Annotated in this window: 24 protein-coding genes and 1 pseudogene; 12 read left to right on the top strand and 13 right to left on the bottom strand. The window is 62.9% G+C overall.

The features are described from left to right. The first annotated feature begins 60 nt into the window (after positions 1–60). Positions 61–672, top strand: a complete 612-nt coding sequence (locus tag NLY42_RS25630) for a LysE family translocator (protein ID WP_023689918.1) — start codon at positions 61–63, stop codon at positions 670–672. Positions 673–695: 23 nt separating this feature from the next. Here the strand turns inward: NLY42_RS25630 and NLY42_RS25625 are convergent, their stop codons facing one another. Then, positions 696–1688, bottom strand: coding sequence for an AraC family transcriptional regulator (locus tag NLY42_RS25625; protein WP_023671508.1), 993 nt, complete (start codon positions 1686–1688; stop codon positions 696–698). 182 nt (positions 1689–1870) lie between these two features. Here NLY42_RS25625 and NLY42_RS25620 point away from each other — a divergent pair, with 182 nt between their 5' ends. After that, positions 1871–2296 carry a GFA family protein gene (locus NLY42_RS25620; RefSeq protein ID WP_023715197.1) on the top strand — a complete coding sequence of 142 codons (426 nt, stop codon included), beginning with the start codon at positions 1871–1873 and terminating at the stop codon, positions 2294–2296. 56 nt (positions 2297–2352) lie between these two features. Then, entirely contained in the window at positions 2353–2868 is a 516-nt protein-coding gene (locus NLY42_RS25615) for an OsmC family protein (RefSeq protein ID WP_023671510.1), read from the top strand. Positions 2869–2939: 71 nt separating this feature from the next. Here the strand turns inward: NLY42_RS25615 and NLY42_RS25610 are convergent, their stop codons facing one another. The 4 genes from NLY42_RS25610 to NLY42_RS25595 are packed head-to-tail and all read right to left on the bottom strand — an operon-like array spanning position 2940 to position 4836. After that, positions 2940–3326: a nuclear transport factor 2 family protein gene (locus tag NLY42_RS25610; protein WP_023756410.1), complete on the bottom strand. Its 387-nt coding sequence runs from the start codon at positions 3324–3326 to the stop codon at positions 2940–2942. A 15-nt stretch (positions 3327–3341) separates the two neighbouring features. Beyond that, positions 3342–3788: an OsmC family peroxiredoxin gene (locus NLY42_RS25605; RefSeq protein WP_023684306.1), complete on the bottom strand. Its 447-nt coding sequence runs from the start codon at positions 3786–3788 to the stop codon at positions 3342–3344. Positions 3789–3829: 41 nt separating this feature from the next. After that, positions 3830–4663, bottom strand: coding sequence for a zinc-dependent alcohol dehydrogenase family protein (locus NLY42_RS25600; protein ID WP_023755908.1), 834 nt, complete (start codon positions 4661–4663; stop codon positions 3830–3832). After that, positions 4654–4836 carry a hypothetical protein gene (locus tag NLY42_RS25595; protein WP_023755909.1) on the bottom strand — a complete coding sequence of 61 codons (183 nt, stop codon included), beginning with the start codon at positions 4834–4836 and terminating at the stop codon, positions 4654–4656. The genes NLY42_RS25600 and NLY42_RS25595 overlap by 10 nt, the downstream gene beginning before the upstream one ends. Before the next feature lie 102 nt (positions 4837–4938). Here NLY42_RS25595 and NLY42_RS25590 point away from each other — a divergent pair, with 102 nt between their 5' ends. Beyond that, positions 4939–5547, top strand: a complete 609-nt coding sequence (locus tag NLY42_RS25590; RefSeq protein ID WP_023684303.1) for a TetR/AcrR family transcriptional regulator — start codon at positions 4939–4941, stop codon at positions 5545–5547. A gap of 72 nt (positions 5548–5619) precedes the next feature. Here NLY42_RS25590 and groL read toward each other — a convergent pair whose 3' ends face one another. The 3 genes from groL to NLY42_RS25575 form a co-directional block, all read right to left on the bottom strand. After that, positions 5620–7275 carry a chaperonin GroEL gene (gene groL, locus NLY42_RS25585; RefSeq protein WP_023709705.1) on the bottom strand — a complete coding sequence of 552 codons (1656 nt, stop codon included), beginning with the start codon at positions 7273–7275 and terminating at the stop codon, positions 5620–5622. A gap of 63 nt (positions 7276–7338) precedes the next feature. Then, on the bottom strand, positions 7339–7635 hold the full coding sequence (gene groES, locus NLY42_RS25580) for a co-chaperone GroES (RefSeq protein ID WP_006203049.1): 297 nt from the start codon (positions 7633–7635) through the stop codon (positions 7339–7341). Between the two features lie 184 nt (positions 7636–7819). Beyond that, positions 7820–8617 (bottom strand): class I SAM-dependent methyltransferase, encoded by a 798-nt coding sequence (locus NLY42_RS25575; RefSeq protein WP_023753767.1) that lies wholly within the window; start codon positions 8615–8617, stop codon positions 7820–7822. A gap of 82 nt (positions 8618–8699) precedes the next feature. Between NLY42_RS25575 and NLY42_RS25570 the strand changes: the two genes are divergently transcribed. After that, positions 8700–9569, top strand: a complete 870-nt coding sequence (locus NLY42_RS25570) for a hypothetical protein (RefSeq protein ID WP_023715203.1) — start codon at positions 8700–8702, stop codon at positions 9567–9569. Here the strand turns inward: NLY42_RS25570 and NLY42_RS25565 are convergent. Continuing rightward, complete coding sequence (locus tag NLY42_RS25565; RefSeq protein WP_023753766.1) at positions 9566–10192, bottom strand: TetR/AcrR family transcriptional regulator; 627 nt, start codon at positions 10190–10192, stop codon at positions 9566–9568. The genes NLY42_RS25570 and NLY42_RS25565 overlap by 4 nt on opposite strands. A gap of 170 nt (positions 10193–10362) precedes the next feature. On the opposite strand from NLY42_RS25565, the gene NLY42_RS25560 reads away from it, so the two are divergent. Next, complete coding sequence (locus tag NLY42_RS25560) at positions 10363–11550, top strand: MFS transporter (protein ID WP_023756407.1); 1188 nt, start codon at positions 10363–10365, stop codon at positions 11548–11550. Positions 11551–11629: 79 nt separating this feature from the next. Further along, positions 11630–12565, top strand: coding sequence for a bifunctional helix-turn-helix transcriptional regulator/GNAT family N-acetyltransferase (locus tag NLY42_RS25555; protein ID WP_023753764.1), 936 nt, complete (start codon positions 11630–11632; stop codon positions 12563–12565). Between the two features lie 6 nt (positions 12566–12571). Here NLY42_RS25555 and NLY42_RS25550 read toward each other — a convergent pair whose 3' ends face one another. Further along, complete coding sequence (locus NLY42_RS25550) at positions 12572–13402, bottom strand: AraC family transcriptional regulator (protein WP_023705726.1); 831 nt, start codon at positions 13400–13402, stop codon at positions 12572–12574. Between the two features lie 127 nt (positions 13403–13529). Here NLY42_RS25550 and NLY42_RS25545 point away from each other — a divergent pair. The 5 genes and pseudogenes from NLY42_RS25545 to NLY42_RS25525 form a co-directional block, all read left to right on the top strand. Further along, positions 13530–13737: pseudogene (locus NLY42_RS25545) on the top strand (iron chelate uptake ABC transporter family permease subunit); the annotation flags it as partial. Between the two features lie 126 nt (positions 13738–13863). Further along, on the top strand, positions 13864–14334 hold the full coding sequence (locus tag NLY42_RS25540; RefSeq protein ID WP_023705728.1) for a MarR family winged helix-turn-helix transcriptional regulator: 471 nt from the start codon (positions 13864–13866) through the stop codon (positions 14332–14334). Continuing rightward, positions 14331–15548 (top strand): HlyD family secretion protein, encoded by a 1218-nt coding sequence (locus tag NLY42_RS25535; RefSeq protein ID WP_023753763.1) that lies wholly within the window; start codon positions 14331–14333, stop codon positions 15546–15548. The genes NLY42_RS25540 and NLY42_RS25535 overlap by 4 nt, the downstream gene beginning before the upstream one ends. 349 nt (positions 15549–15897) lie before the next feature. Further along, positions 15898–17433, top strand: a complete 1536-nt coding sequence (locus tag NLY42_RS25530; protein ID WP_023709707.1) for a DHA2 family efflux MFS transporter permease subunit — start codon at positions 15898–15900, stop codon at positions 17431–17433. Positions 17434–17766: 333 nt separating this feature from the next. After that, positions 17767–20385, top strand: a complete 2619-nt coding sequence (locus NLY42_RS25525; RefSeq protein WP_245263484.1) for an EAL domain-containing protein — start codon at positions 17767–17769, stop codon at positions 20383–20385. 29 nt (positions 20386–20414) lie between these two features. On the opposite strand, the gene NLY42_RS25520 is transcribed toward NLY42_RS25525, so the two are convergent. From NLY42_RS25520 to NLY42_RS25510, 3 genes are all read right to left on the bottom strand, one after another. Further along, on the bottom strand, positions 20415–20849 hold the full coding sequence (locus NLY42_RS25520; protein WP_023700638.1) for a CAP domain-containing protein: 435 nt from the start codon (positions 20847–20849) through the stop codon (positions 20415–20417). 242 nt (positions 20850–21091) lie between these two features. Further along, a complete protein-coding gene (locus NLY42_RS25515; protein WP_023730458.1) occupies positions 21092–21724 on the bottom strand; it encodes a LysE family translocator in 633 nt (210 codons plus the stop codon). A gap of 159 nt (positions 21725–21883) precedes the next feature. Further along, positions 21884–23857: a pilus assembly protein gene (locus tag NLY42_RS25510; protein ID WP_023753761.1), complete on the bottom strand. Its 1974-nt coding sequence runs from the start codon at positions 23855–23857 to the stop codon at positions 21884–21886. Positions 23858–23944 lie beyond the last annotated feature (87 nt).

Below are 23944 nucleotides of genomic sequence, written 5' to 3'. Positions count from 1 at the left end.
ACCTTGCCTCATCCCACATCCCCCGATAGCTTCGACCACGGGCAGGGCGTCGGAGGAACCATGAGCATCGAATTTCTGTTGACGTCGCTGATCGTTGTGGCTTCGCCCGGCACCGGCGTTCTCTACACGCTGAGCGCCGGGCTTTCGCGAGGCGCGCGCGCCTCGATCACTGCTGCATTCGGCTGCACGCTTGGCATCATCCCGCATATGGCCGCCGCCATCACCGGCCTGGCGGCGCTGCTGCACACAAGTGCTGTCGCCTTCGAGACGCTGAAATATCTCGGCGTCGCCTATCTCCTCTACATGGCCTGGAACACGCTGAAGGAGAAGGGCGGCCTGAGCGTCGATGAAAACGCGGCACCCCGCTCGGCAGCCAAGGTCATCACCTCCGGTATCCTGATCAACATCCTGAACCCGAAGCTGTCGATCTTCTTCTTTGCCTTCCTGCCGCAATTCGTCAGCACCACCGAACCGAACGCATTTGCCAAGATGCTCGAACTCTCGAGCGTCTTCATGCTACTGACCTTCGTCGTCTTCGTCGCTTACGGCATCTTTGCGGCCTCGATCCGCAGCCATGTCGTGTCGCGGCCGATGGTGCTGACCTGGATGCGCCGCACCTTCGCCGGCGCCTTTGTCATGCTTGGCGCCAAGCTGGCGCTGGCTGATCGATAGAACAGGAGCTGCCAGGCCTCGGCCTACTCTTCGTCGGTTCCGGATCCGGTCCGGATGCCTAGACGCCAGGCCGAGGGCGGAAGGCCGATCATCTTCTTGAAGGCGCGGCTGAACGCTGCCTCGGATTCGTAGCCGATTTCAGCGGCAATGCTGGCCATGTTACTGGTGCCGGCGCTGAGCAGCTCCGAGGCGATCTGCATGCGCCATTTGGCGAGATAATGCATTGGCGGCATGCCGACCAGCCTGGTGAAGCGTTCGGCGAGCACGCTGCGCGACAGCGCGGAGTCCTTCGCCAGCGCCTCCACCGTCCAGTTATGCGCCGGCCGGTCGTGGATCAGCGCCAGTGCCCTCGCCAGGTTTGGATCGCGCAGGCCAGCCAGCCATCCCGTGGTTTGTGGCGGCAGCGATTCTAAGTAACGGCGCAACACGTCGACAAACATCAGTTCGCTCAGTTTGGTGAGCACCGTTTCACTGCCTGCGCGCTTTTGCGCCACCTCCGTGACAGCCAGGTTGATGAACTGGCTGAGCCAGCCGCCATCGCCTTTGGCATCTCCGGCCTTGATCACCGGCGGCAAAGCCTCGAGCAGGGGATTGAATGGCTGTGCATCACAGGCGAGATAGCCGCAAACCAGCCTGGCCGAGGTAGCGCCGTCGCCGGCGCAGTTGATGTAAAACGGCATCCGGCTGGATGTTGCGATGTCGAGAACGTCGGCTGTCGGCGGATCGGCGCGCAGCGCCGGATTGCTGGACATAATATGCGGGTCGCTCCTGGTGAAGACGACGACTTCGCCTGCCTCCAGCGCGATCGCTTCCTGGCCGACGATGCGCGCGAAGCAGCGACCGGCCGTTACCACATGGTAGGAGATCAGATGGTCCGCACCGGGCAGGATCTTCGGCAGGATGGACGATGGCGCCGGCGAGCAGACGGCCCACGGCTCGTGGCCCTCAATGTCAAAAAACGTCGCGCCGGTAAGGCGTACCGTCCTCAACAGGTCAGACAGAGCATCCCCGGCCATTCCGTTTCGTCCCGCACCCGGCTAGCCGGCCAGCCATCCCTTTCGAGTTCCGGACGCGCTGTCAAGCGAGGCGGACGCCGTATCATTCAGTTCGCGGCCAGAACTCCTAAACCTGCACCGGTGCTCAAGCGCTGCCGAGAGTGGGCGCTGAGTGCTGTCGAAACCAACCAGGGACAAATATCATGACGGTACATAAGGGCGGGTGTTTTTGCGGCGCTGTGGAAATCGAAGTGCACGGAGCCGCCGAGGCAATGGGCTATTGCCATTGCGGTTCGTGTCGATCGTGGTCGGCGTCTCCCGTGAACGCATTCACGCTGTGGAAGCCTCAGAACGTCAAGGTCACCGGGGGCGCGGAGTTCCTGTCCGGGTTCGAGAAGACCGAAATGAGCGATCGCCAGTTCTGCACGAAATGCGGTGGTCATCTGATGACCGTTCATCCGCCGCTCGGCCTGGTCGATGTCTATGCGGCAACGATACCAGGCGTGAAATTCACGCCTGGAGTTCACGTCAACTACGCTGAGACCGTGCTGCCGATGAAGGACGGGCTGCCCAAGCTCAGGGACTTTCCGGCTGAGCTCGGCGGCTCCGGCATCGCGGTGCCGGAATAAGGCCCGGCCACTGCTCGCCATTTTTGACAACGGCAATTCAAGACAGGAGATTGTTCATGGAAATCGCAACATTTCGCGCCACGCAGGAGCCGATCAAGGATCTCTATCGCAGGGATGCGAAGGCCGCGTTCCTCACCTTGAAGGCCAAAGGCGTCGCCGACGCGTCCACCGTGACCTGCAAGGTCGAGACCGGACGCGGGCTGGCGCTTGCCGGCATCCATCCGATGGCCGGGGGCAGCGGCCAGGAACTGTGCTCCGGCGACATGCTGCTGGAGGCGCTGATCGCATGCGCCGGTGTCTCGATGCGCGCGGCGGCGGCCGTGCTCGAAATTCCGATCAGGTCCGCCGAAGTTTCCGCGGAAGGTGACGTCGATCTTCGCGGCACGCTCGGCGTGACTGCGGGTGTTCCAGTCGGCTTCAAGGAAATCCGCTTGCGGTTCGACATCGACACCGACGCTCCCCAAAGTCAGCTCGACCAACTGCTCGAACTCACGGATCGCTATTGCGTGATCTTCCAGACCATCCAGAATAGTCCCAGCACCACGGTGAAGCTGCACCGCGTCATCCAGTGACCAGAAAACCGGCCCGGAAACTCGACTTGAGCGAGATTCCGGGCTGGGAACGGGAGTGCCGGGCAACGCTTCTATCCCTTGACGTAACCCATCGCCTCGACGATCAGCCCATCCGCGACGCGCATCAGATTGACGCCGCGGATGGAGTTGCCGCCGGCCATGAAGTAGCGCCAGCGGATCGTCGCCCGTTCGCCGGCGACGAATGTCTCCTCGAGGTCGAAGCGCGTGCCAGGCTGGGTGGCGATCGCCGACCATAGGTCAATGCATGCCTCTTTGCCGGCATGGCGGGCGCCGTTCGGCGCCGGCACGGTGTTTTCGATAACGCAATCCTTCGCCACCAACTCGGCAAGCGCGGACGGATCGTGCAGCTGGAACACATCGTTGAAGCGATGCATGATCTCGGCCGTCTGCCGGGACAAATCATTCCCGACTGCGTCCATGATAAGCTCCTGTTTCATCATATTCTCCCGGTTTCATCGATCTTTGACGGCTTTGACCAGCACGGCCTTTAGGGTGATCTGAGGCACGCCGGCCAAGGCGCGCGAGACGAGGCAAGTCGCCTTGGCCGACTGCGCCAGGCGTTCGAACTCGTCTTCGGCGAGATCCGTGACCTCCGCCTCCGTTTCGAGCTCGATGCGGGTGATCGTCGGCCCGGCGGCGGTCGCGCCGAGATGCACCTTGGCGACGGTGCGGATGGTGCGGGCGACGTGGCCTTCCTGGCCGAGGATGAAGGTCAGCGCCATCGAGAAGCAGCCGGCATGTGCTGCCCCGATCAGCTCTTCGGGATTGGTGCCCGGACCGTTCTCGAACCGCGACGGAAAGGAATAGGCGCCTTCGAAGACGCCGCTGCCAAGCCGCAGACGGCCGCCGCCTTCCTTCAGCGTGCCTTGCCATTCTGCGGAAGCTTCACGGATGGTCATGGTCGTTCTCCTGGTTCGGGGTTGAAAAGCGGGCAATTGGGTCAGGCGCAGTCGATGACAACCTTCCCGAACACGTCGCCCTGCCGGAAGTGGCGGTACGCTTCGGGGGCTTCGGCAAAGGGGAAGACCCTGTCGATAACGGGCTTGAGGCGATGCTGCGACACGGCGCGCAGCATGGCCTCGAGATTGCTGCGGCTGCCGACGAACAGGCGGCTGATGGTGGCGAGGCTGCGCTGATAAAGCGCTGCCGGCATCTCGATCGATCTGCCACTGGCGTCCTGCAGCGTCAGCAGCACGATGTGTCCATAAAGCGTGCTGGCAATCAGCGACTGCGCGAAGGTGGCCGGGCCGCCGGTTTCGACGACGAGGTCGATGCCGCCTGTCTGCTCGCGCGCCCAGCCGCCCCATTCCGGTATGTCGGTGCTGGAGACAACGAGGTCGGCGCCCAGCGCCCGCAGCCTGTCGGCCTTCTCCGCGCGCGATGTGATGGCGACAACCCGGCAGCCGAGCAACTTGGCGAACTGCAGAGCAAACAGCGAAACGCCACCCGAACCGATGGTGAGAACCCATTGACCAGGCTTCGGAATCCGGGTCCCGGTCACCGCGTTCCAGGCCGTCACGCCGGCGCAGGTCAGCGTCGCCGCTTCGTGCCAGCTCAGATGATCGGGCAGTCGCGCCGCCCATTGTTCGTCGAGCACGGCAAACTCAGTCAGCATGCCGTCCAGCGTACAGCCGAGCTGGTCGATCAGACCGGCATTGATGCGGCCATCGATCCAGCGGGCGAAGTAGCTGCCGGTGACGCGGTCGCCGACGGCAAAACGGGTGACGGCATCGCCGATTGCGACGACGTCACCGGCGCCGTCGCTCAGCGGCACGATGCCTTGCCGCGCCGGCAACGGATAGGTGCAGGGATCATCGTGTCGCGCCGATTGAGCGAGGCGGCGCGGACTCGCACCACGATCTCATGCGGTTTCGGTTCCGTCCGCGCCTCGTCGCGCATCGCCAGGGATTCGGTTCCACCAAACCCTTCGAGCCGGTAGCTGCGCATGTCACTCTCCTTAATAGTATATAGACTGATCCACATATTATATAGACCGATTGTCATATTCTTGGCGAGGCCTATAATGCGTCACTGTTGACAGAGGTTGACATGGCCAACGACACCCGCACCCGCATACTCGAGACCACAGGCCTGTTGCTCAGGCAGCGCGGCTATCACGGCACCTCGCTCAACGACATTCTGGGCGCCAGCGGGGCGCCGCGCGGCTCGCTCTATTTTCATTTCCCGGGCGGCAAGGACCAACTGGTCATCGAGGTGACGCGCAACAGCGTTGCCGACGTCACGAAAAGGCTGGGCGAAGCACTGGCAGCCGAAAGCGATCCTGCAGTGGCCGTCCATCACATCTACCAGTCGGTCGGGCGCATGCTGGAGGACAATGATTTTTCGCTGGGTTGCCCCATCGCGCCGGTGGTGCTGGATTCACCCACCGATGTGCCGGAACTGGCGGAACTCTGCCGATCGGCTTTCGAGCAATGGATCGGCTTGCTGCGACAGGCCTTCGTCAGGGCAGGGGTGCCCGAACGCCGCGCGCACGCTTTGGCGCTGCTGATCGAATCGTCGCTGGAAGGGCTTATGGTGATTGCGCGGGCCACCCGCGACCGTGCACCGGTGCTGGTGGTGGCCGACGAGGTGGCGGCACTTGTCGAGCAGGCGGTGCTTGCAGGCAAGGTTGCGCGGCAGGCGGACAGCGCCGCCTAACCATCCGCTTTCCAAAACAAAAAAGGGCGCCTCTCGGCGCCCTTTCCGTATGCATAAGCCAGATAGCTTGGATTAGAAATCCATGCCGCCCATGCCGCCCATGCCGCCGCCGCCCATGCCGCCAGGCATGCCGCCGCCAGCCGACTCCTTCTTGGGAGCCTCCGCGATCATGGCTTCGGTGGTGACGAGCAGGCCGGCGACCGAAGCCGCGTCCTGGAGAGCGGTGCGAACGACCTTGACCGGGTCGACGATGCCCATGGCGATCATGTCGCCATACTCGCCGGTCTGGGCGTTGTAGCCGTAGGTCGCGCCCTTGTTGTCGAGGATCTTGCCGGCAACGATCGAAGCTTCAGCACCTGCGTTCGAAGCGATCTGACGGGCCGGAGCCTGCAGTGCACGGCGAACGATGTTGATTCCGGCAGCCTGGTCGGCATTGACGCCGGTGACCTTGATGTTGGCCGAAGCGCGCAGCAGTGCGACGCCGCCGCCTGCAACGATGCCTTCTTCCACGGCCGCGCGGGTCGCGTTGAGGGCGTCATCGACGCGGTCCTTCTTTTCCTTGACTTCGACTTCCGTCGCGCCGCCGACACGGATCACCGCAACGCCGCCGGCGAGCTTCGCCAGACGTTCCTGCAGCTTCTCCTTGTCGTAGTCCGACGTGGTCTCTTCGATCTGCTGCTTGATCTGGGCAACGCGGCCCTGGATCTCGGCCTTCTTGCCGGCGCCGTCGACGATGGTGGTGTTCTCCTTGGAGATCGACACCTTCTTGGCGCGGCCGAGCATGTTGAGGCCGACATTCTCGAGCTTGATGCCGAGGTCTTCCGAGATGACCTGGCCACCGGTGAGGATGGCGATGTCTTCCAGCATGGCCTTGCGGCGATCACCGAAGCCCGGCGCCTTGACGGCGGCGATCTTCAGGCCGCCGCGCAGCTTGTTGACGACCAGCGTGGCCAGAGCCTCGCCTTCGACGTCTTCCGAGATGATAAGAAGCGGCTTGGAGGTCTGCACGACGGCTTCGAGAACCGGCAGCATGGCCTGGAGGTTGGACAGCTTCTTCTCGTGCAGGAGGATGTAGACGTCCTCGAGCTCGGCAACCATCTTGTCGGCGTTGGTGACGAAGTAGGGCGAGAGATAGCCCCGGTCGAACTGCATGCCTTCGACGACTTCCAGCTCGGTCTCGGCGGTCTTGGCTTCCTCAACCGTGATGACGCCTTCATTGCCGACCTTCTGCATCGCTTCGGCGATCATGGCGCCGACCGACTCGTCGCCATTGGCCGAGATCGTGCCGACCTGGGCAACTTCCTCGGAGGTCTTGATCTTCTTGGCAGCCTTGCCGAGAGCCGCGACGACTTCGGTGACGGCCAGATCGATGCCGCGCTTCAGATCCATCGGGTTCATGCCGGCGGCAACGGCCTTGTGGCCTTCCTGGACGATCGACTGCGCCAGAACGGTCGCGGTCGTGGTGCCGTCGCCGGCGATGTCGTTGGTCTTCGAAGCAACTTCGCGGACCATCTGCGCGCCCATGTTTTCGAACTTGTCTTCAAGCTCGATTTCCTTGGCGACGGTGACGCCGTCCTTGGTGATGCGCGGTGCGCCGAACGACTTGTCGATGACGACGTTGCGGCCTTTGGGGCCGAGCGTGACCTTCACTGCGTCGGCGAGGATGTTGACGCCGCGCAGCATGCGCTCGCGGGCGTCGCGGGAGAATTTTACGTCTTTAGCAGCCATTTTTTAGCTCCTGGCAGGGGGCTTGCGATCAAGCCCGAAATTAGTTGACGGTGAGGCCGATGATCAGCCGATGATGCCCATAATGTCGGATTCCTTCATGATCAGAAGGTCTTCGCCATTGAGCTTGACTTCGGTGCCCGACCACTTGCCGAACAGGATGCGGTCGCCGGCCTTGACGTCCAGCGGGACCAGCTTGCCGGCTTCGTCGCGAGCGCCGGAGCCGACGGCGATGATCTCGCCTTCCTGCGGCTTTTCCTTTGCCGTATCCGGGATGATGATCCCGCCGGCGGTCTTGGATTCGGATTCGACCCGGCGTACGACCACGCGGTCATGAAGCGGGCGGAACTTCGACTTTGCCATTTTTTCTTCCTCGAATGAGAACGGTGAGAGCTGTTCCTCGATCCGGCGGTGCCGGATGTGCGTTAGCACTCACCTGGGGAGAGTGCTAACGTGCGCTGAAATAAGCGCGTGGCTTTCGAGAGTCAAGGCGAACGGTGAGCACAATTGTGCCAATTGGAGCCGTGCCGCGATCCGACGGCAGACCCTACCGGCGCCGCGGCGATTCAAGCACCAGAAGCGGGCATCGTTCCGCCAGCCCATAACCCCCTGTCGGCGCGAGGCGGACACTGTCAAAAAACCGGCTCGCCTCTTCGACCAGCGTCGCCGCCGGGGCGAAACTGTAGACAGTCTGCGAATTCGCATAGACATCGATGGTGCCGATGACCGGCATCTCCCATCCGGTCGTCGCGGCAAGGGCATCCCGGTCGGCAAACAGCGCATCGAAGGCGTCGAGGATCGCCCGCACCGGAATGGCGCGGTCGGGATCGCCGCCGGCACAAGCCATGGCAATGCGCCATTTGAGTTCGTGGAAGGTCGCGACACCACCGGAAAGCGTCAGCGCCCGGACCTCCTGCAGATCATCCTGTACCTGAGGACTTGCATAGGCGCGCAATGCAGCCCGCCCACCGGACTTCAGCACACGCGCGATCTCGGCAAGCAGCGCCTGCCGTGCAACCGAGGAGTCCAGCGCCGACAGGCAGCCGTCGCCGATCACCGCCCCGGCGCTTTCGTCGCCCAGCGGCAACTCCAGCCAGTTGCCGATCACCGCCTTGCGTGAGGCGGTATCGCCCGGCCAGATGCCCGATATCATGGCAGTGGACTCGTCGATCGCGAGCATGGTCCTTCCGAGGCCGGCAAGCTCCGGCGTGACCCCGAGCAGCACCACATCGACTGATTGCAGGCTAAGTTCGCGCTCATAGGCGGCGACAGCTTCCGGGGGCGGACACAGCGGCGACCCGAGAAGCCGCCAATGACGGCGAATTGCGTCCCAATGCTCAGTCATGCGGAACGGTTTGGGGAAAGGCTGGACATATTTCCTTCCAGGCTGTTGGTTGCCTTGCGAGTTACCTCATGCAGGAAAGGCCATGGCCCGCATTGCCGTCATAACGCATGAATTTGACCGCTTCCAGAGCCGGCGGGGCCTCCTGCTGCGCCAGGACAGCCCCTACATGCTGTTCGACGTCCTGGCGGAGCTGAAACGGCGCGGTCACTCCGTGCAGATCATGCGTGGACCCTCGGCAAGTCATAACGCCGATATTGCCGTCCTGCATGTCGACGCGACAGTGACGCCATCGGACTATGTCGACTACGCGCGCGGATTTCCGATTTGTCTCAATCTTGGTGCAACCGACATTTCCAAGCGCCGCATCAGTGGTGCGATCCTCGAGGAGGGTGCCAACTGGAGCGGCCAGGTCATCGTGAAGAGCAACCTCAATCATTGGGGGACGCCCGAGGAGCAGCTCAACCGAAAATCCGTTCGCGCCGGCAAGGCAGTGCCTTTCCCGGGCGCGCAGACCTTCGACCGTTATCAGGTGCATGCCTCGCTGGCCGATGTGGCGCCGGAGATTTTCAGGCGTGCCGACCTGATCGTGGAAAAATTCATTCCCGAAATCGAGCCCGACGGGTTTGCGGCGCGGTTCTGGATATTCTGCGGCGATCGGGAGCGCTGCACCCGCTATGTCTCGCCGCAGCGCCTGGTCAAGGGCGACGACACCGTCCGCCGGCAGCCGGTTGCGGTTCCCGACGAACTGCGCGCCTTGCGTCGGAAGCTGGGCTTCGACTATGGCAAATTCGACTTTGTCGTGCATGAGGGCAGGGCCGTGCTGCTCGATGCCAACAAGACCCCAGGTCGCGCCAGGAACCTGTCGAAGATCGTTGCCGCCGGCACAGCCAACCTGGCCGACGGCTTCGAAAACCTCATCCACCAGACCGGACGGGGTCGAATCGGGCGCTAGAGAAACAGTCCCAACTGCGTATGGATGATCGACCGGTAGTCCTCGATGGTGTGGCGGCTTTCCTCCTGGTTCTGGGTCAGCGCCATGCGCACGACGCCGCCGGCCAGCTGGAAGATCAGGAAAACCATACGGCCGAACTCATTGCGTCGCTCTGGCGCGAGAAAGGGGCCGACATGGTCGCAGAACATCGTCGCCTGGCGCCGGGTTTCGGCGATGTCGAGATTCTTCAGCGCCTTGTCAGCCTGGATGGCGTTTTGCAGGTCCTGAATGGCGGGGTCGCCGGCGACGCGCTCATAGTAGTCGTCGAGCAGCCGGTCGGCCGCAGCGATAACGTCGTCCAGCCCGCCAATGTCGGCAACGATGGCGGCAAGCCGGGCGCGGCTCACTTCGGAGAATCGCTCGTAGAGCATCGCCAGGATCGCCGACTTGTTGGGGAAGTAATGATAGACGGTGGCGATCGGCCCGCCGGCCTGTGCGCCGACTTCCTTCATGGTGACGGCGTCGATGCCTTTCTCGCCGATCAGCCGCATGGTCGTCGACAGGATGGCGTCGATGCGCTCGCGGCTGCGCTCCTGTTTGGGCCTGCGCCTCGGTTCGGTCGTCATCTGCACTGCTTCGTTCATGCCGCCATCCTCTCGATCGCCCAGACCATTCGATCGCCAAGACCATCCCCAGCCTTGTTGGTGCCAAGTCCCGCTACTGATTGACAAACGAATATGATCGAGTATCAGTTTCTAAATGCTGACAGACTGTCAGTTTTTTTGCCGTCAGGCAAGGACGTTGGGAGGCGACCGTGACTTCTGCTGGTAACGCGGATGCCGGGAACGGCGACTGGCTGGTCGGCAACCCCACTGGGGCGCAACTCGCCTCGGCATTGTGGATCGGCTCGGTCGGCCTGCTCGTTCTCGGGCTGCAGCCGGTGCTTCTCGGCGCGCTCTACACCGAAGGGCATGTCAGCGGTGACGAACTCGCGCTGGTCGCCACGGCGGAGATGATCGCCATCGGCATCGGATCGGCGGCCATCGCCATGATGCTGTCCGCCCACAATATGCGCTTGAAAAGTGCCGTCCTTCTGCTCTTGCTGGCGCTGGCGAACGGGGCGACCGCCTATGCGCTGACCTCGACCTCGCTGATTGCCGCCCGCGCGGTGGCGGGCCTCGCCGAGGGTGGGCTGGTGGCGGTCGCCACGGAACTGATCGCCCGTTCGCGCCGGGCCGAGCGCATCGGCGGCTTCTTCGTCACCCTTCAGACCCTGGCGCAATGCGCCCTTGCCCTGCTGCTGGCGCTTTACGTCATCCCGGCCGCCGGATCGGCAGGCGGCTTCATCGTCCTTGCCGTCGTCTGCATCGCTTCGGTGGCGGTCGCCTTCATCGTTCCCGATAGCTATGCCGACCTGCCCAAGGAGGAACAGTTCAGCAATGTGCTGACCGTTCCTTCGCTTGCCGCTTTGCTGTGCGTCTTCTGCTACTTTATGTTCTTCGGCTCCGTCTGGGCGTTTCTCGAGCCGCTTGGCGCACAATACGGCATCGATGGCCGCAGCGTCGGCCTGATCGTCTCGGCCAGCCTGGCATTGCAGGTGCTGGGCGCAATGACGGCTACCGTCTTCGAGGCGCGTATCGACTACCGCTTCGCCATCGTGGCGATCGGCGTGGTCGCCGTCGCCAGTTCCGTGGTGCTCGCCGGCAGCCCCGGCCTGACGGTTTTCTGGGTCGCGGCCTTGATCATGGGCTTCATCCTTCTGTTCATCGTGCCCTATCAGATCCGGCTGGCGATCACCGCCGACGAGACGCGCACGGCCGTGCTTCTGGTGCCGGCGGCCCAGCTTTTCGGTCTGGCGATCGGCCCGGTCGCGGCATCGCTGCTGATCGACGGCAAGGATTTTCGGCCGGTGCCGGAATTTGCCGCCGCCAGTGCTGCGGCCAGCGTCGTGCTGCTCGGCCTGTTCGTCCTGATCGCACGGCGCCGCCGCGCCATCGCCTGAGACACGACCGGGGGAGCATCTCCTCGATACTTGACTAAGTCAAATAAATGACCGATCGTTGATGGGCAGGAGGCTTCCCATGACGATCCATCATCAACCCGGCAAGGAACGCATCGACGCGGTGCGGGCTTTCAACCGCTTCTACACCCGCCAGATAGGTCTGCTCGACGAAGGCCTGCTGAAAAGCGCCTTCTCGCTGACCGAGGCGCGGGTGCTCTACGAGCTGGCGCATCGCGATGGCTTGACTGCCAGCGATCTCATCCGCGATCTCGGCCTCGACGCCGGTTATGTCAGCCGGCTCCTGAAGAAGTTCGAGCACCTGCAGCTGATTGCACGCGCGCCGCTGGCGTCGGATGCGCGGCAGTCGTCGATCACGCTGACGCCGGTGGGGCGGCACGCCTTCGCGCCGCTGAACCGGGCTTCGCACGACCAGGTCGCGGCCTTGCTGGAGCGGCTTCCTGCTGCCGAACAGGACCGGCTGGTCAAGGCCATGCAGACGGTGCAGCAACTCCTGGGCGACAGCCCGGAGTCCAAAGTGCCGTATATGCTGCGCCCCTTGCAGGTCGGCGACATCGGCTGGGTGGTGCGCCGCCAAGGACAGATCTACGCACAGGACTATGGCTGGGACGAAACCTACGAGGCGCTGGTCGCCGAAATCCTCGGCGCCTTCGTAAAATCCTTCGATCCAGAATGGGAACGCAGCTGGATTGCCGAACGGCAAGGGGAGGTGGTCGGCTCGGTCTTCGTCGTGCGCAAATCCGACGCGGTGGCGAAGCTGCGCCTGCTCTATGTCGAACCATCGGCGCGCGGCCTCGGCATTGGCAAGCGGCTGGTTCAGGAGTGCATCGGCTTTGCTCGTGCCAAGGGCTACAAGACGCTGACCCTATGGACCAACGACATCCTGACCGCCGCCCGCCACATCTACGAGAGTGCCGGCTTCAGGCTGGTGGACGAAGAGCGCCATCACGCCTTCGGCAAGGATCTGGTCGGCCAGAACTGGAACCTGGAGCTGTAGCGGCGTTCAGGCCACCGGGACCCATATCTCCAGCCCGCCATTGCCGCTGCGCGGATCGAACTCCGGGCCGTAGCGCTCGAATTCGGGGCCGTCGGCTATATCGTGCCCCGAGGCCGGCAGCCATTTGTTCCAGATCGTGTTGACGGTGCGGCGGATGGTGGAGATATGCTCGGCATGGGTGAACACGGCGTATTTCTGCGCCGGCACCCGCACCCGCGAAAGCTCCTTCGGCAGGTCCGAGAAATCCGAAACTTCGACCCCGGCGATATAGTCGAAATTGCCGGCATCGTCGCCATTGACGCAGACGCCATAGGCGACGTCACCGGTCTCGCCCGGAATGTTGCCGATATAGGGACCGAAGCGCTGCCACTGCATCGGAATGGCCGCGCTGGTTTCGCAACTGTAGCGCTCGCCGAGGCCGGCAATGAGGAAGGGACGGCCGGTCTCGAAGCGCGGCGGCGGCAGTGAGGCGAGGAAGGACTGGTCCATCAGGATCGGCTCCACGAGATCGAGATTGCTGAGGCTGCCCTGCGCGCGCACCAGTTCCGGCGTCGTGCCGAACTGGTCGCGGAAGGCGCGGGTGAAGGCTTCGTGCGAGGCGTAGCCGGCATCGAGCGCGACCGCGAGGATGTCGGGCGCGCCGGAAGCCAGCTTGCGCGCCGCTTCGGTCAGCCGGCGCGCGCGCATATAGCCCATCACCGAACGGCCGGTGGCGGCGCCAAAGGCGCGCGTCACATGAAAGCGCGAGACGCCGCTGCTTTGCGCGACATCTTCAAGCGAGATCGCTTCCGGCAGATGGCTCTCGACAAACCACAGCGCTTTCTCGGTCGGGTTCATAGGTCTCCTCGCATTTGGCGGCACATTTTGTCGGCTTTTGCGAGGCCAGTTTGATCGAAATTGCGCCTGTCGTAAAATCGAAGGGCGCTGGTCGACTGTGGCAGGTCACCATCGTGGAAAGCCGCTGCTGGGCGGCCTCGGCCTGGCTCGCTGGGACAATATCCGGGCGCGCTGGGTGCGGGCACCATCCTTGCCTATGCCCTGTGGAACCACCGCCGGCTCGATGCCTTCGCCGCCGGCGAAATGCCGCCGAAAGCCTAGGTGTGCCGGTGGCGAGGACGCGCAAGACGACCTTTCTTCTCACGGCGTTCTCGACGGCAATTCACGTCTCGGTCGGGAGGTCATCCGCAACCGTCATTGCCTGTGCCGTGACCGCATCTGCATGGCTGCCATCCCTCTTTTTCGGCTCTGGCGCAATGCGGCGCCTTGAATGGTAAGCACGCTTATAATATATACCGCTCATGGTTTCCGACGGCATAGATAGATTGGGCTTTTTGATCCACGACGTGCAGCGCCTTATGCGCAAGCGCTTCGAGGCGCGCGCCAGCGGTCTTGGCCTTTCCTCGGCACAATGGCGGCTTCTGGTTCGCGTCGCCAAGGAGGCCGGCGTCGCCCAGGCTCGCCTCGCCGAACTTCTCGAAATCGAGCCGATCAGCGTTTCACGCCTCGTCGACCGGATGGAGGAGGGCGGCTGGATCGAACGGCGCTCCGATGCAACTGACCGGCGCGTGCGCATGATCTTCCCGACAGCCAAGGCGAACGCGGCCTATGCCGAGGTCAAAAGCCTTGCGGGCGAAGTTTATGAGGAATCGCTGGTCGGCGTTTCGCCGGACGACCGCCGCGTCCTGATCCGGGCGCTGGACACCATCGTGCAAAACCTGGCGGACGGCGAGACGTCGTCCTTGAAGAGTACGGAAGGGGCAGCAGCATGAACGCGGCAGCCAAACTAGACGAGAATGTTACCAAGATCGAGACGCCGGCACAGCCGGCTGCCGAAGCGCCTGCACAGCCGGCTGCCGAAGCGCCTGCACAGCCGGCCGCAGCACCTGTCGCGGTGGCTCCCCCGGTTCAACCCGCTCCGGCTCCGGTCAAGAAGCGCCGCATCGGCCGCTTGCTGCTGATGGTCGCCCTGCCGGCCGCGCTGGCCATTGGTGGCGGTTATGTCTGGGTGACCGGCGGCCGCTATCAGGAAACCGAGAACGCCAATTTGCAGCAGGCCAAGGTGTCGATCGCCTCGGACACGGCCGGCCGCATCGTTCAGGTCGGCATCTCGGACAATCAGCAGGTCAAGCAGGGCGATGTGCTGTTTGCCGTCGACCCCGAGCCCTACCGGATCGCGTTAGCCCAGGCCGACGCGGCGGTCGCAGTCGCACGCGTCGGAATCGAACAGCTGCGCGCCGCCTACAGCCAGGCACTGGCGCAGGAAAAGTCCGATGCCAGCCAGGTCGACTACGCGCAGTCGCAGTATGACCGCGCCGCCGACCTTGCCCAGAAGGGCATCAACGCCAAATCGTCGCTGGACGAGGCCAAGAACGATCTCGACAAGGCCAGGCAGCAACTGGCCGTTGCCGAGCAAGGCATCATCAGCGCCAAGGCGGCTCTCGCCGGCAATCCCGATATCGAGACCGACAAGCATCCGACGGTGATGGCCGCACTCGCCGCGCGCGACAAGGCCGCCTACGATCTGGCGCAGACCACGGTCAAGGCGCCGGCCGACGGCGTCATCAGCCAGGCCTCCTCGTTCAAGGTCGGCCAGTATGTCGGTTCCGGCACGCCGCTGTTTGCGTTGGTCGAGACCGGCGACACCTGGATCGATGCCAATTTCAAGGAAACCCAGCTTACCCACATGAAGCCTGGCCAGAAGGCCGAGATCGTCGTCGACACCTATCCGGGCAGAACTTTCGAGGCCACCGTCAAGGCGATCGGCGCCGGCACCGGCGCGGAGTTTTCGCTGCTGCCAGCTCAAAACGCCACCGGCAACTGGGTCAAGGTCACGCAGCGCATTCCGGTGCGCCTGGAGCTGACCGATGCCGACGCCAAAATGGCGCTGCGCACCGGCATGAGCGCCTCGGTTACGGTGGATACCGGCGTTGCTCGCGGGTTCCCCACTATCTTCGGCCACGCCACCGCAGGCGAAGCACAATAGACTGTGAATGGACCGTGATCTCGAAAAGCAGGATCACGGCCCGGCAGAACGCCCGCCGCAGGCGAGGTGAAGTTGAGATGACAGGATCGGTCCGACGGCAGGTTGAACGAGGGGTGGATTGGACCGGGCCGCATCGCGGCCTGCCCAGAACCTGGACCATCTCGGCGCCCATCCTTCGGACCTTGGATTTCCGGGCGGCAAGCGCCTGATGTGTCGAGACCTTCGATCGATGTAACCCCCACATCGATAGATCGCGTCCCACCGCGATGAGGGTCTCTTCACCAGAGAAGGCCTCGCCGCCCGGAAACCTAGTGTACACGTTTTTGTTACCTGTCGGAAGTTCCGCATGATGACCACACCAGAAACTTTCAAGGAAGTGCCGCATCGCGGCCTGATCACAGTGGCGCTGATGCTGGCGACGGTCATGCAGGCGCTCGACACCACGATCGCCAATGTCGCGCTGCCGACCATGACCGGCGACCTCGGCGCCTCGCCCGACAACATCAACTGGGTGTTGACCTCCTACATCGTTGCCGCCGCCATCATGACGCCGGTGACCGGCTGGCTGGCCGACCGCTTCGGCCGCAAGGAACTGTTCCTGGCGGCGGTTGTCGGCTTCACCGTGTTCTCGATGCTGTGCGGTATTGCCTGGAGCCTGGAGAGCATAGTGTTCTTCCGGCTGATGCAGGGCGTGTTCGGCGCAGCCATCGTGCCGCTGTCGCAGACCTTCCTGCTCGACATCAACCCCAGGGAACGCCACGGCCAGGCGATGGCCATCTGGGGCGCCGGCATCATGCTGGGGCCGATCCTGGGTCCGACGCTGGGCGGTTGGCTGACCGAGAATTTCAACTGGCGCTGGGTGTTCTTCATCAATTTGCCGGTCGGCATCATCGCCTTCCTCGGCATGGCAGCCTATTTGCCGGTCGTTGCCCGGCGGATCCGCAGCTTCGATTTCTTCGGTTTCGCCATGATTTCGCTCGGCGTCGGGGCGCTGCAGCTGCTGCTCGACCGCGGCGGCGAGGTCGACTGGTTTTCCTCGGTCGAAATCTGGATCGAGCTTGCTCTTTCGATCACCGGCTTCTGGGTTTTCATCATCCATACACTGACGGCGGAACGGCCTTTCATCGACCCCAAGATCTTCCTCGACCGCAATTTCGTCACCGGTCTGGCCTTCATCTTCGTCATGGGCGTGCTGATCCTGGCCTCGATGTCGCTGCTGCCGCCGATGCTGTCGACCATCTTCGGCTATCCGACCGTCACCATCGGCGTCGTCCTGGGGCCGCGCGGTGTCGGCACGATGATTTCGATGCTTGTCGTTGGGCGGCTCATGAGCAGGATCGACGCCCGGATCCTCGTCGTCATCGGCTTTCTGCTCACCGCGCAGTCGCTCTACACCATGTCCTCCTTCACGCCGCAGATGGACGATTGGCTGATCCTCAGCTCCGGCGTCATCCAGGGCCTGGGCATGGGCATGGTGTTCGTGCCGCTGTCGACGGTGGCCTTCGCCACGCTCGACGTGCGCTTCCGCACCGACGCCACGGCCCTGTTCAGCCTGGTTCGAAATCTCGGTTCGTCGATCGGTGTGTCGGTGGTGACGGTTCTCATGGTGCGCAACACGCAGGTCAATCACACCGAACTGTCGGCTTTCATCAACCCGTTCAACCCCAATTTGTGGGCGGCCTCGCCGGCGGCAGCAGGCGGCGATCCGACGGCACTTTCGCAGGTGGACCGCATGGTCAACATCCAGGCGATGATGATCTCCTACGTCAACGACTTCAAACTGCTGATGGTGATGACGCTGGTTGCCATTCCGTTTGTCTTCCTGCTGCGCAAGCCGAAGACCGCTCCGGCCGGCGCGGCCGCTCCTGCCGCGCATATGGATTGAGGCGGGCGCCGGTAGCGCTGGCAGCAAGCTGGTTGCCCCTGATGATTGTTGCTCGGATGATCGTCAAAACCCGCGTGTGCAAAAGAATATCGATAATGAGCCGTTGGAAGTTGATTTGAAATGACATTTGCACCTTTGGTATCTGGTTGCTGACGCCTCCAATTCCGTTACAGTTCATCTTGAATTAGCACATCTGTAACATTGTCAGTCGACTTTCGTCTGGCACGACAGAGGCCCTTTCTTGTTTCAGGTGCCAAACCGGAGGAGGTCTGTTTGGTCACGAAGTCATCCAGAAGATCCGTCGGGGCGCGCGGGCCGGTGGGCGTAGCCGCATTGGCAAGACTGGCTGACGTTTCCTACGATACGCTCGAGGGAGAACTTCGCACGACCATTGCGGGTCTCGAAGGGCAGACCCTGCGCTTCGAGACTGCGATCGAGAATATTTCGCAAGGCATCTGCTTTTTCGATGCCGATGAACGCCTGATCCTGAGCAACCGGCGCTATGCGGAAATCTACCGCATTGCGCCCGAGGAATTGCGGCCTGGCGTGACACTGAGCGAAATAGTCGAACGCCGCGTTGCCGCCGGCACGGCGGCGACGGCCGCCGACACCTATCTCGCAACGGCTCGCTCGATCAATTCGGGCAAGGCTTCGCGGCTCTGGACCGCCAAACTTGTCGATGGTCGCACAATCCAGATCCGTAACCAGCCCATGCCCGATGGCAGTTGGATCGCCACGCATGAGGACATCACTGAACTCCTCGCCAATCGGCAGATCGTCGACGAGCGCATTTCGCTGCAGGCGCTGATCGACTGGGTGCCCGATTATCTCTGGGTCAAGGATACGCAAAGCCGTTTCGTCGTGGTCAACAGCGCCCTTGCGACCGATAGCGGCCGCAACAAGACCAGCGACATGATCGGTTTGACCGATTTTGATCTCCACCCCCCGGAAGTTGCGCGGAAATTTCGCCTGGTCGAGCAGCGCCTGCTCAAGAGCGGACAACCAGTGATCGACGCGGAAGAGTTTGTCGTCGATGCGTCGGGGAACGGCAAATGGCTTTCGTCGACGAAGGTGCCGTTGCGCAATCGCCAAAATGAAATCTTCGGCCTGGTTGGCATTGCCCACGACATCACCGCCCGCAAGCAGGCGGATGTCCTTCGCAGCGGGCAGGCGCAGATCCTCGAAATGATTGCCACGAGCGCGCCGCTGGAGGACGTGCTCGACCGCCTCATGCGCTTCGTCGAGGCTCAGTTGAAGGGGATATTCGGTTCCGTCCTGCTGCTCGACAAGGACGGCATTCATTTGCGTCACGGTGCGGCGCCGGGCCTGGCGAAAGCCTATACGAGCGCCATCGATGGGGCGGCCATCGGTCCCAAGGTGGGATCCTGCGGAACCGCCATCTACCGGCGGGAACCGGTCATTGTTACCGATATTCTGCAGGATCCGCTTTGGGACGATTACCGCGAACTGGCGGCACCCCATGGCTATCGTTCGTGCTGGTCAACCCCGATCCTGTCGCATCGGGGCGTCGTGTTGGGCGCCTTTGCCATGTATTCGATGACCGTGCGCGAACCCACCCATGCCGAGACCCGCCTGATCGAATTCACCACACACATTGCCGGCATCGCGATCGAGCGCAAATTGGCGGAAGACCAGATCCACTTCATGGCCAACCATGATGCGCTGACCGGCCTGCCCAATCGCGCTTTGCTGGAGGATCGGCTTTCCCAGGCGGTCCTCTACGCGCAGCGATACAATCGCTGGATGACGGTGGTGTTCATCGATCTCGACAATTTCAAACTGGTGAACGATACGTTTGGCCACAATGCCGGCGACGAACTCCTCAAGACCGTCGCCAGCCGTTTGGTTGGATGCGTGAAGGCCACCGACACCGTCGTGCGGCTTGGCGGCGACGAATTTGTCATCGTCCTGTTCGACCAAACCACCAATGTCGATGTGGTCTCGGAAACCCTGCAGACGATCAGGGATGCGATCGCGGAACCGGTTCTTGTCGGAGAGCATCGGCTGAGAACGACGGCCAGCATCGGCATCGCAAATTACCCGAAGGACGGGACCAGCCCGGATACGCTGTTGGCCAATGCCGACGCCGCCATGTATCGCGCCAAGGAATTCGGCCGCGACAATTTCCAGTTCTATGCCCCGGAGTTCAACTCAACGGCACATGAAAAATTCCTGCTTCAGGAGGAATTGCGAAACGCGCTCGCCCGGTCGGAATTCGCTCTGCATTATCAGCCACAGGTGGATCTGCGATCGGGGCAGGTTTTCGCCGTCGAAGCGCTGGTGCGCTGGAACCACCCGACGCGAGGCCTGGTTTCGCCGGCGATGTTCATCCCGACCGCCGAGGAGACCGGGCTGATCGTGCCGCTCGGCGACTGGATCCTGCACGAAGCCTGCCGGCAGAACAAAGCCTGGCAGCGCGCCGGTCTGTCGCCCGTAACCGTCTGCGTCAACGTGTCGGCGCGGCAGTTCCGGGAGAAGAACCTGATCGACCGCGTCGTCAACGCATTGAAGGAAAGCGGCCTGGAGGCGAGGTATCTCGAGCTCGAAGTGACGGAAAGCCTGATCATGCAGGATTTCGAGCTGGCGGTCGCAACGATGAACGGACTGCAAAAGCTCGGCGTGCAGATATCGATCGACGATTTCGGAACAGGCTATTCCAGTCTCAGCGCCCTCAAGACGTTTCCGGTGGCGCGGCTGAAGATCGACAAGTCCTTCATCAACGATCTCGCGACCGACGAGAACGATCAGGCGGTCACCGGCGCCGTGATTTCCCTGGGGCAGAAGTTGAACCTTCGGGTGCTGGCCGAAGGTGTCGAAACGGAAGACCAGGTCGCCTTCCTGCGCAAGAACAATTGCGACGAGGTGCAGGGCAATTATTTCAGCAAACCGCTGTCGGCCGGGGATATTGGCAAGTTGATCGCGAAAGGCTGACGGCCGGCTCGCGTCGTAGCCGCTGGTCTTTACTTTCCGAGCACCAGGCTCCAGTAGCGGATGGCGCTGTCGCGCCCGTCGCGTACATAGGCGAGGCCGAAGCGGCTGAAATCCGGATCGAGCATGTTGCGGCGGTGGCCGGCCGAATGCATCCAGATGTCGAACAGTTTCTGCTGGTCGAAGCGGCCCTCCGCGATGTTCTCGGCGGCGGCGCCCCGCACGCCATTGTCCTTCATCCGCGACGCGAAATCCTTTCCCCAGCCCGTCGTGTGGCTCATGCGTTCGCGTGAGGCCATATAGCCGGCCTGCTGCCGAGCGGCCTGCTCGAGCTGGGCGTCCGGCACCAGCGCCGGCAGTCCGGCCGAAGCTCGGATGCCGGCCAGCGTCGCGGTGGCGGAGGACGAGACACCGGCGCCTTCGCCGGTCGGCACCGAGACCGTGCTGCAAGCAGCGAGGCCGGCCATGGCTGCAAGGCCGATCAGCAGTAGGCGCCTGTTTGGTTTTGGACTTGCTGCGCCAGAGCGGGTTTGCGCGAGCGGGTGATTGGTGGTGCAGATCATTGTCATGCCTGCCTGACTTAGCGGCGATCATGGCTTTTGCCGGGCAGGGCCGCGAAAATCTCAATCGCTGGCCTCCGTGCAGGTTCGGCCGGCCGATTCGAATGGGAAGGTCGGCGGCCGATGTAGTCTCGGCGCGCTGCGTCCGATCAGCGTTGCGCGTCGGTCGCCATTTTAAGCGCCAGCCCAGCAAGCACCGTGCCCATCATCCAGCGCTGGATGACCATCCATAGCGGCCGTCCGGCAAGGAAGGTCGCGATCGAACCGGCCGTTACCGCGATGATGGCATTGACGGTCAGGCTGATCGAGATCTGCGTGGCGCCGAGCACCAGAAGCTGCGACAGCACATGGCCCTTGCCCAGCGAGATGAACTGCGGCAGCAGCGACAGATAAAGCACCGCCACCTTGGGGTTGAGGAGATTGGTCATCAGGCCCATCGCGAACAGCTTGCGCGGCCTATCCTTCGGCAGTTCGCGCACCTGGAATGGTGAGCGCCCGCCGGGTCGCACCGCTTGCCAGGCGAGCCATAGCAGATAGAGCGCGCCGGCAATGCGCAGTGCGTCATAGGCAAACGGCACGGCAAGCAGCAGCGCGGTGATGCCCAGCGCAGCCGATACGACATAGAACAGAAAGCCGGCCGCCACGCCGCCGAGCGAGATCAGCCCGGCCTTCGGGCCTTGCGACAGCGAGCGCGAGATCAGGTAGATCATGTTCGGCCCGGGCGTCAGCACCATGCCCAGGCAGACCAGCGCGAAGGCGAGATGGTTGGCGGTTTCGGGCACTGGCAATCTCCGGGAAGCGGTGACGATACCCACCACGCGTTTTGACCTCACCGCAAGAGCATGATGGCCGGAGCCTTTGCGCCAGCGTCGAAAATTGGCGAAAGCGGCGAAGCCGCCAATTTCCCCCGCAAGGTGGGGGAAGATCAGCAGCTTCAACCCTCAGCTCACCACGCGCAGGTTCGAGAGCTCGTTGGCGATTTCCTTGAAATTGTCGGACAGCGTGGCGCCGGTCGCGTTCCAGAACAGTTTTGCAGGCTTGCTCGGGTCGGTCGGATCCTTGCGGAAGCGCGAGTCCGACGAGCACGTCTTCAGTGCCTCCATCGCGCTCTTGTCGCCGGCGTCGGTCGTCGACATATCGAGCGCCACCGTCATCACCATGATGTTGGCCGCCTTGGCGTTGTTGCACAGCGTCGCCATCTGCTCGTTGAGCGCGGCGGTGTAGTTGCTCGACGAATAGTTGAGCTGGCCGATGGCGCTCGACGTGCCGCCGAACAGGCGGGTGACCGCAGTGCCGTTGTAGCCGACGCCGGCATAGCCATAGCCGGCATAGGTCGACTTGTTGCCGGCGGGGTCGGAACTCACCGTCGAATAGGTGTTCTCGCCGTCGGTGAGCACGATGACCACCTTGTCGTTGCCGCGCTCCGTCTCAGGACGTCCTCCTGTGAAAGGCTCCGTGCTGGAGACGGTGCGCCAGCCCCAGGCCATGCCTTCCGGCACATTGGTGTTGCCGTTGGGCGCCATAAGGTCGATCGCAGCCTTGATCTTTGTCAGCCCGGCGGCGTTGGCGACGTCGGTCAGGGGTGTGATCGGCGTGGTGGTGCAGCTGTAATTCGGACCGGCACCCGTCCCCAGCACCGGCGCGTTCATCGGCCGTGGCTGGAAATATTTGGCCATGTTGGATTGCCTGGTCTTGCCGGTGGTGCTCGCCGGATCGTCGTTCCACCAGCTGTTGGCCGCGCCATAGGTCTTGGGGGCCACCTCGTCGGGGTCCTGCGTTATGTACCAATGATTGCCCGGCTCATCCGGCGCAAACATCGGCACGAACATGGTCGCGGGATCGCCGACGCCGGTGCCGGTGTTGTTCGGTCCGCCGGAGGCCGGCGCGTCGTTGACATTATAGGGATAGGGCCGCACTTCGACGCAGCCCTGCCAGCTGGCGAACGGTCCGTATGTGTCGTTGTAGTCGTATTCGTTGTGGCTGTCCGAGCATGTATGATTGGCGCGATATTTGTCGCAGACCACGCGTTTGCTGCCGACGATGCGCTCGTGGCTGGTGACCACCTTCATGTCGCGGTAGAGCGAGAAGCGGGTCAGCATCTGCCCCTCCTGCTCACCCCAGCCAGTGCCTTTCTTGTACCAGATGCCGCCGATCTTCTGGGCATATTTGTCGGCTGCGTTAAGCGTGGACCAGGCGAAATTCTCATTGTGGATGGGCGACAGCCCGTAGGCGTCGATCCACGACGCGTTGTCGTTGCTGGCGCCGACATTGACCGAGGCGGCGAACGGCACAAGGCTGAACTGGACCGGCTTGTCGATCTGCTTGATCATCGCGGCCTGCAAGGCAAGCGTGTCGACGAGCTGCTTGGCGGCTTGCTTGAGAAGGTCGATGCGCTTTTGTCCGGCACCCGTGCCCGTGTTCGACATCGACCCCGAATTGTCGAGCACCATGGCCACTTCCAGCGTGTTCTTCAGCCGGACTTGCGAACACACGGAGTAGGTGACGTTTTCCGACGTCCTGCCGATCAGCATCGCCGCTGCCGGCAGGAAATAGGGCTTGTAGACCAGGCTGGCGCACAGCTTGACGATGCCGCCGCCGGTCGTGCTGCTGGGCAGCGTAACGCTGAGCGTCGTGTCGGCGGGATCGACGTCGTTGAGGTTTGCCTTGAAGAAGTCGAGCGCATAGGCCCGCAACTGGTCGTCGGTGGCGCCTTCCACCAGCCGGCGCGCGGTGGCGAAGTTGGCGGCGTCGAGCGCGTTGACCACCCTCTGCTTCTCGCTGACCACGCCGGTGTAGTCGACGGCCATGGCCACGCCGCCCATCAGTGGCACCATCGCCACAACGGTCATCAGAGCGTAATTGCCGCGGCGGTCACGCCAGAAGTCACGCCGGAATGTGCGCCAGAGTTCACGCATGTGATGTAAGCGGCCCCGCCTGCGGATTCTTCAATGCCGCCACAGTTTCACAAAACGTTGAAGGACGGGTTTGGGAAACTGCTCGAT

The sequence above is a fragment of the Mesorhizobium sp. C372A genome (assembly GCF_030323245.1).
Taxonomy (GTDB): domain Bacteria; phylum Pseudomonadota; class Alphaproteobacteria; order Rhizobiales; family Rhizobiaceae; genus Mesorhizobium.
The sequence above is the reverse complement of the archived record's forward strand: the minus strand, read 5'-3'. Positions and strand labels throughout refer to the sequence as shown.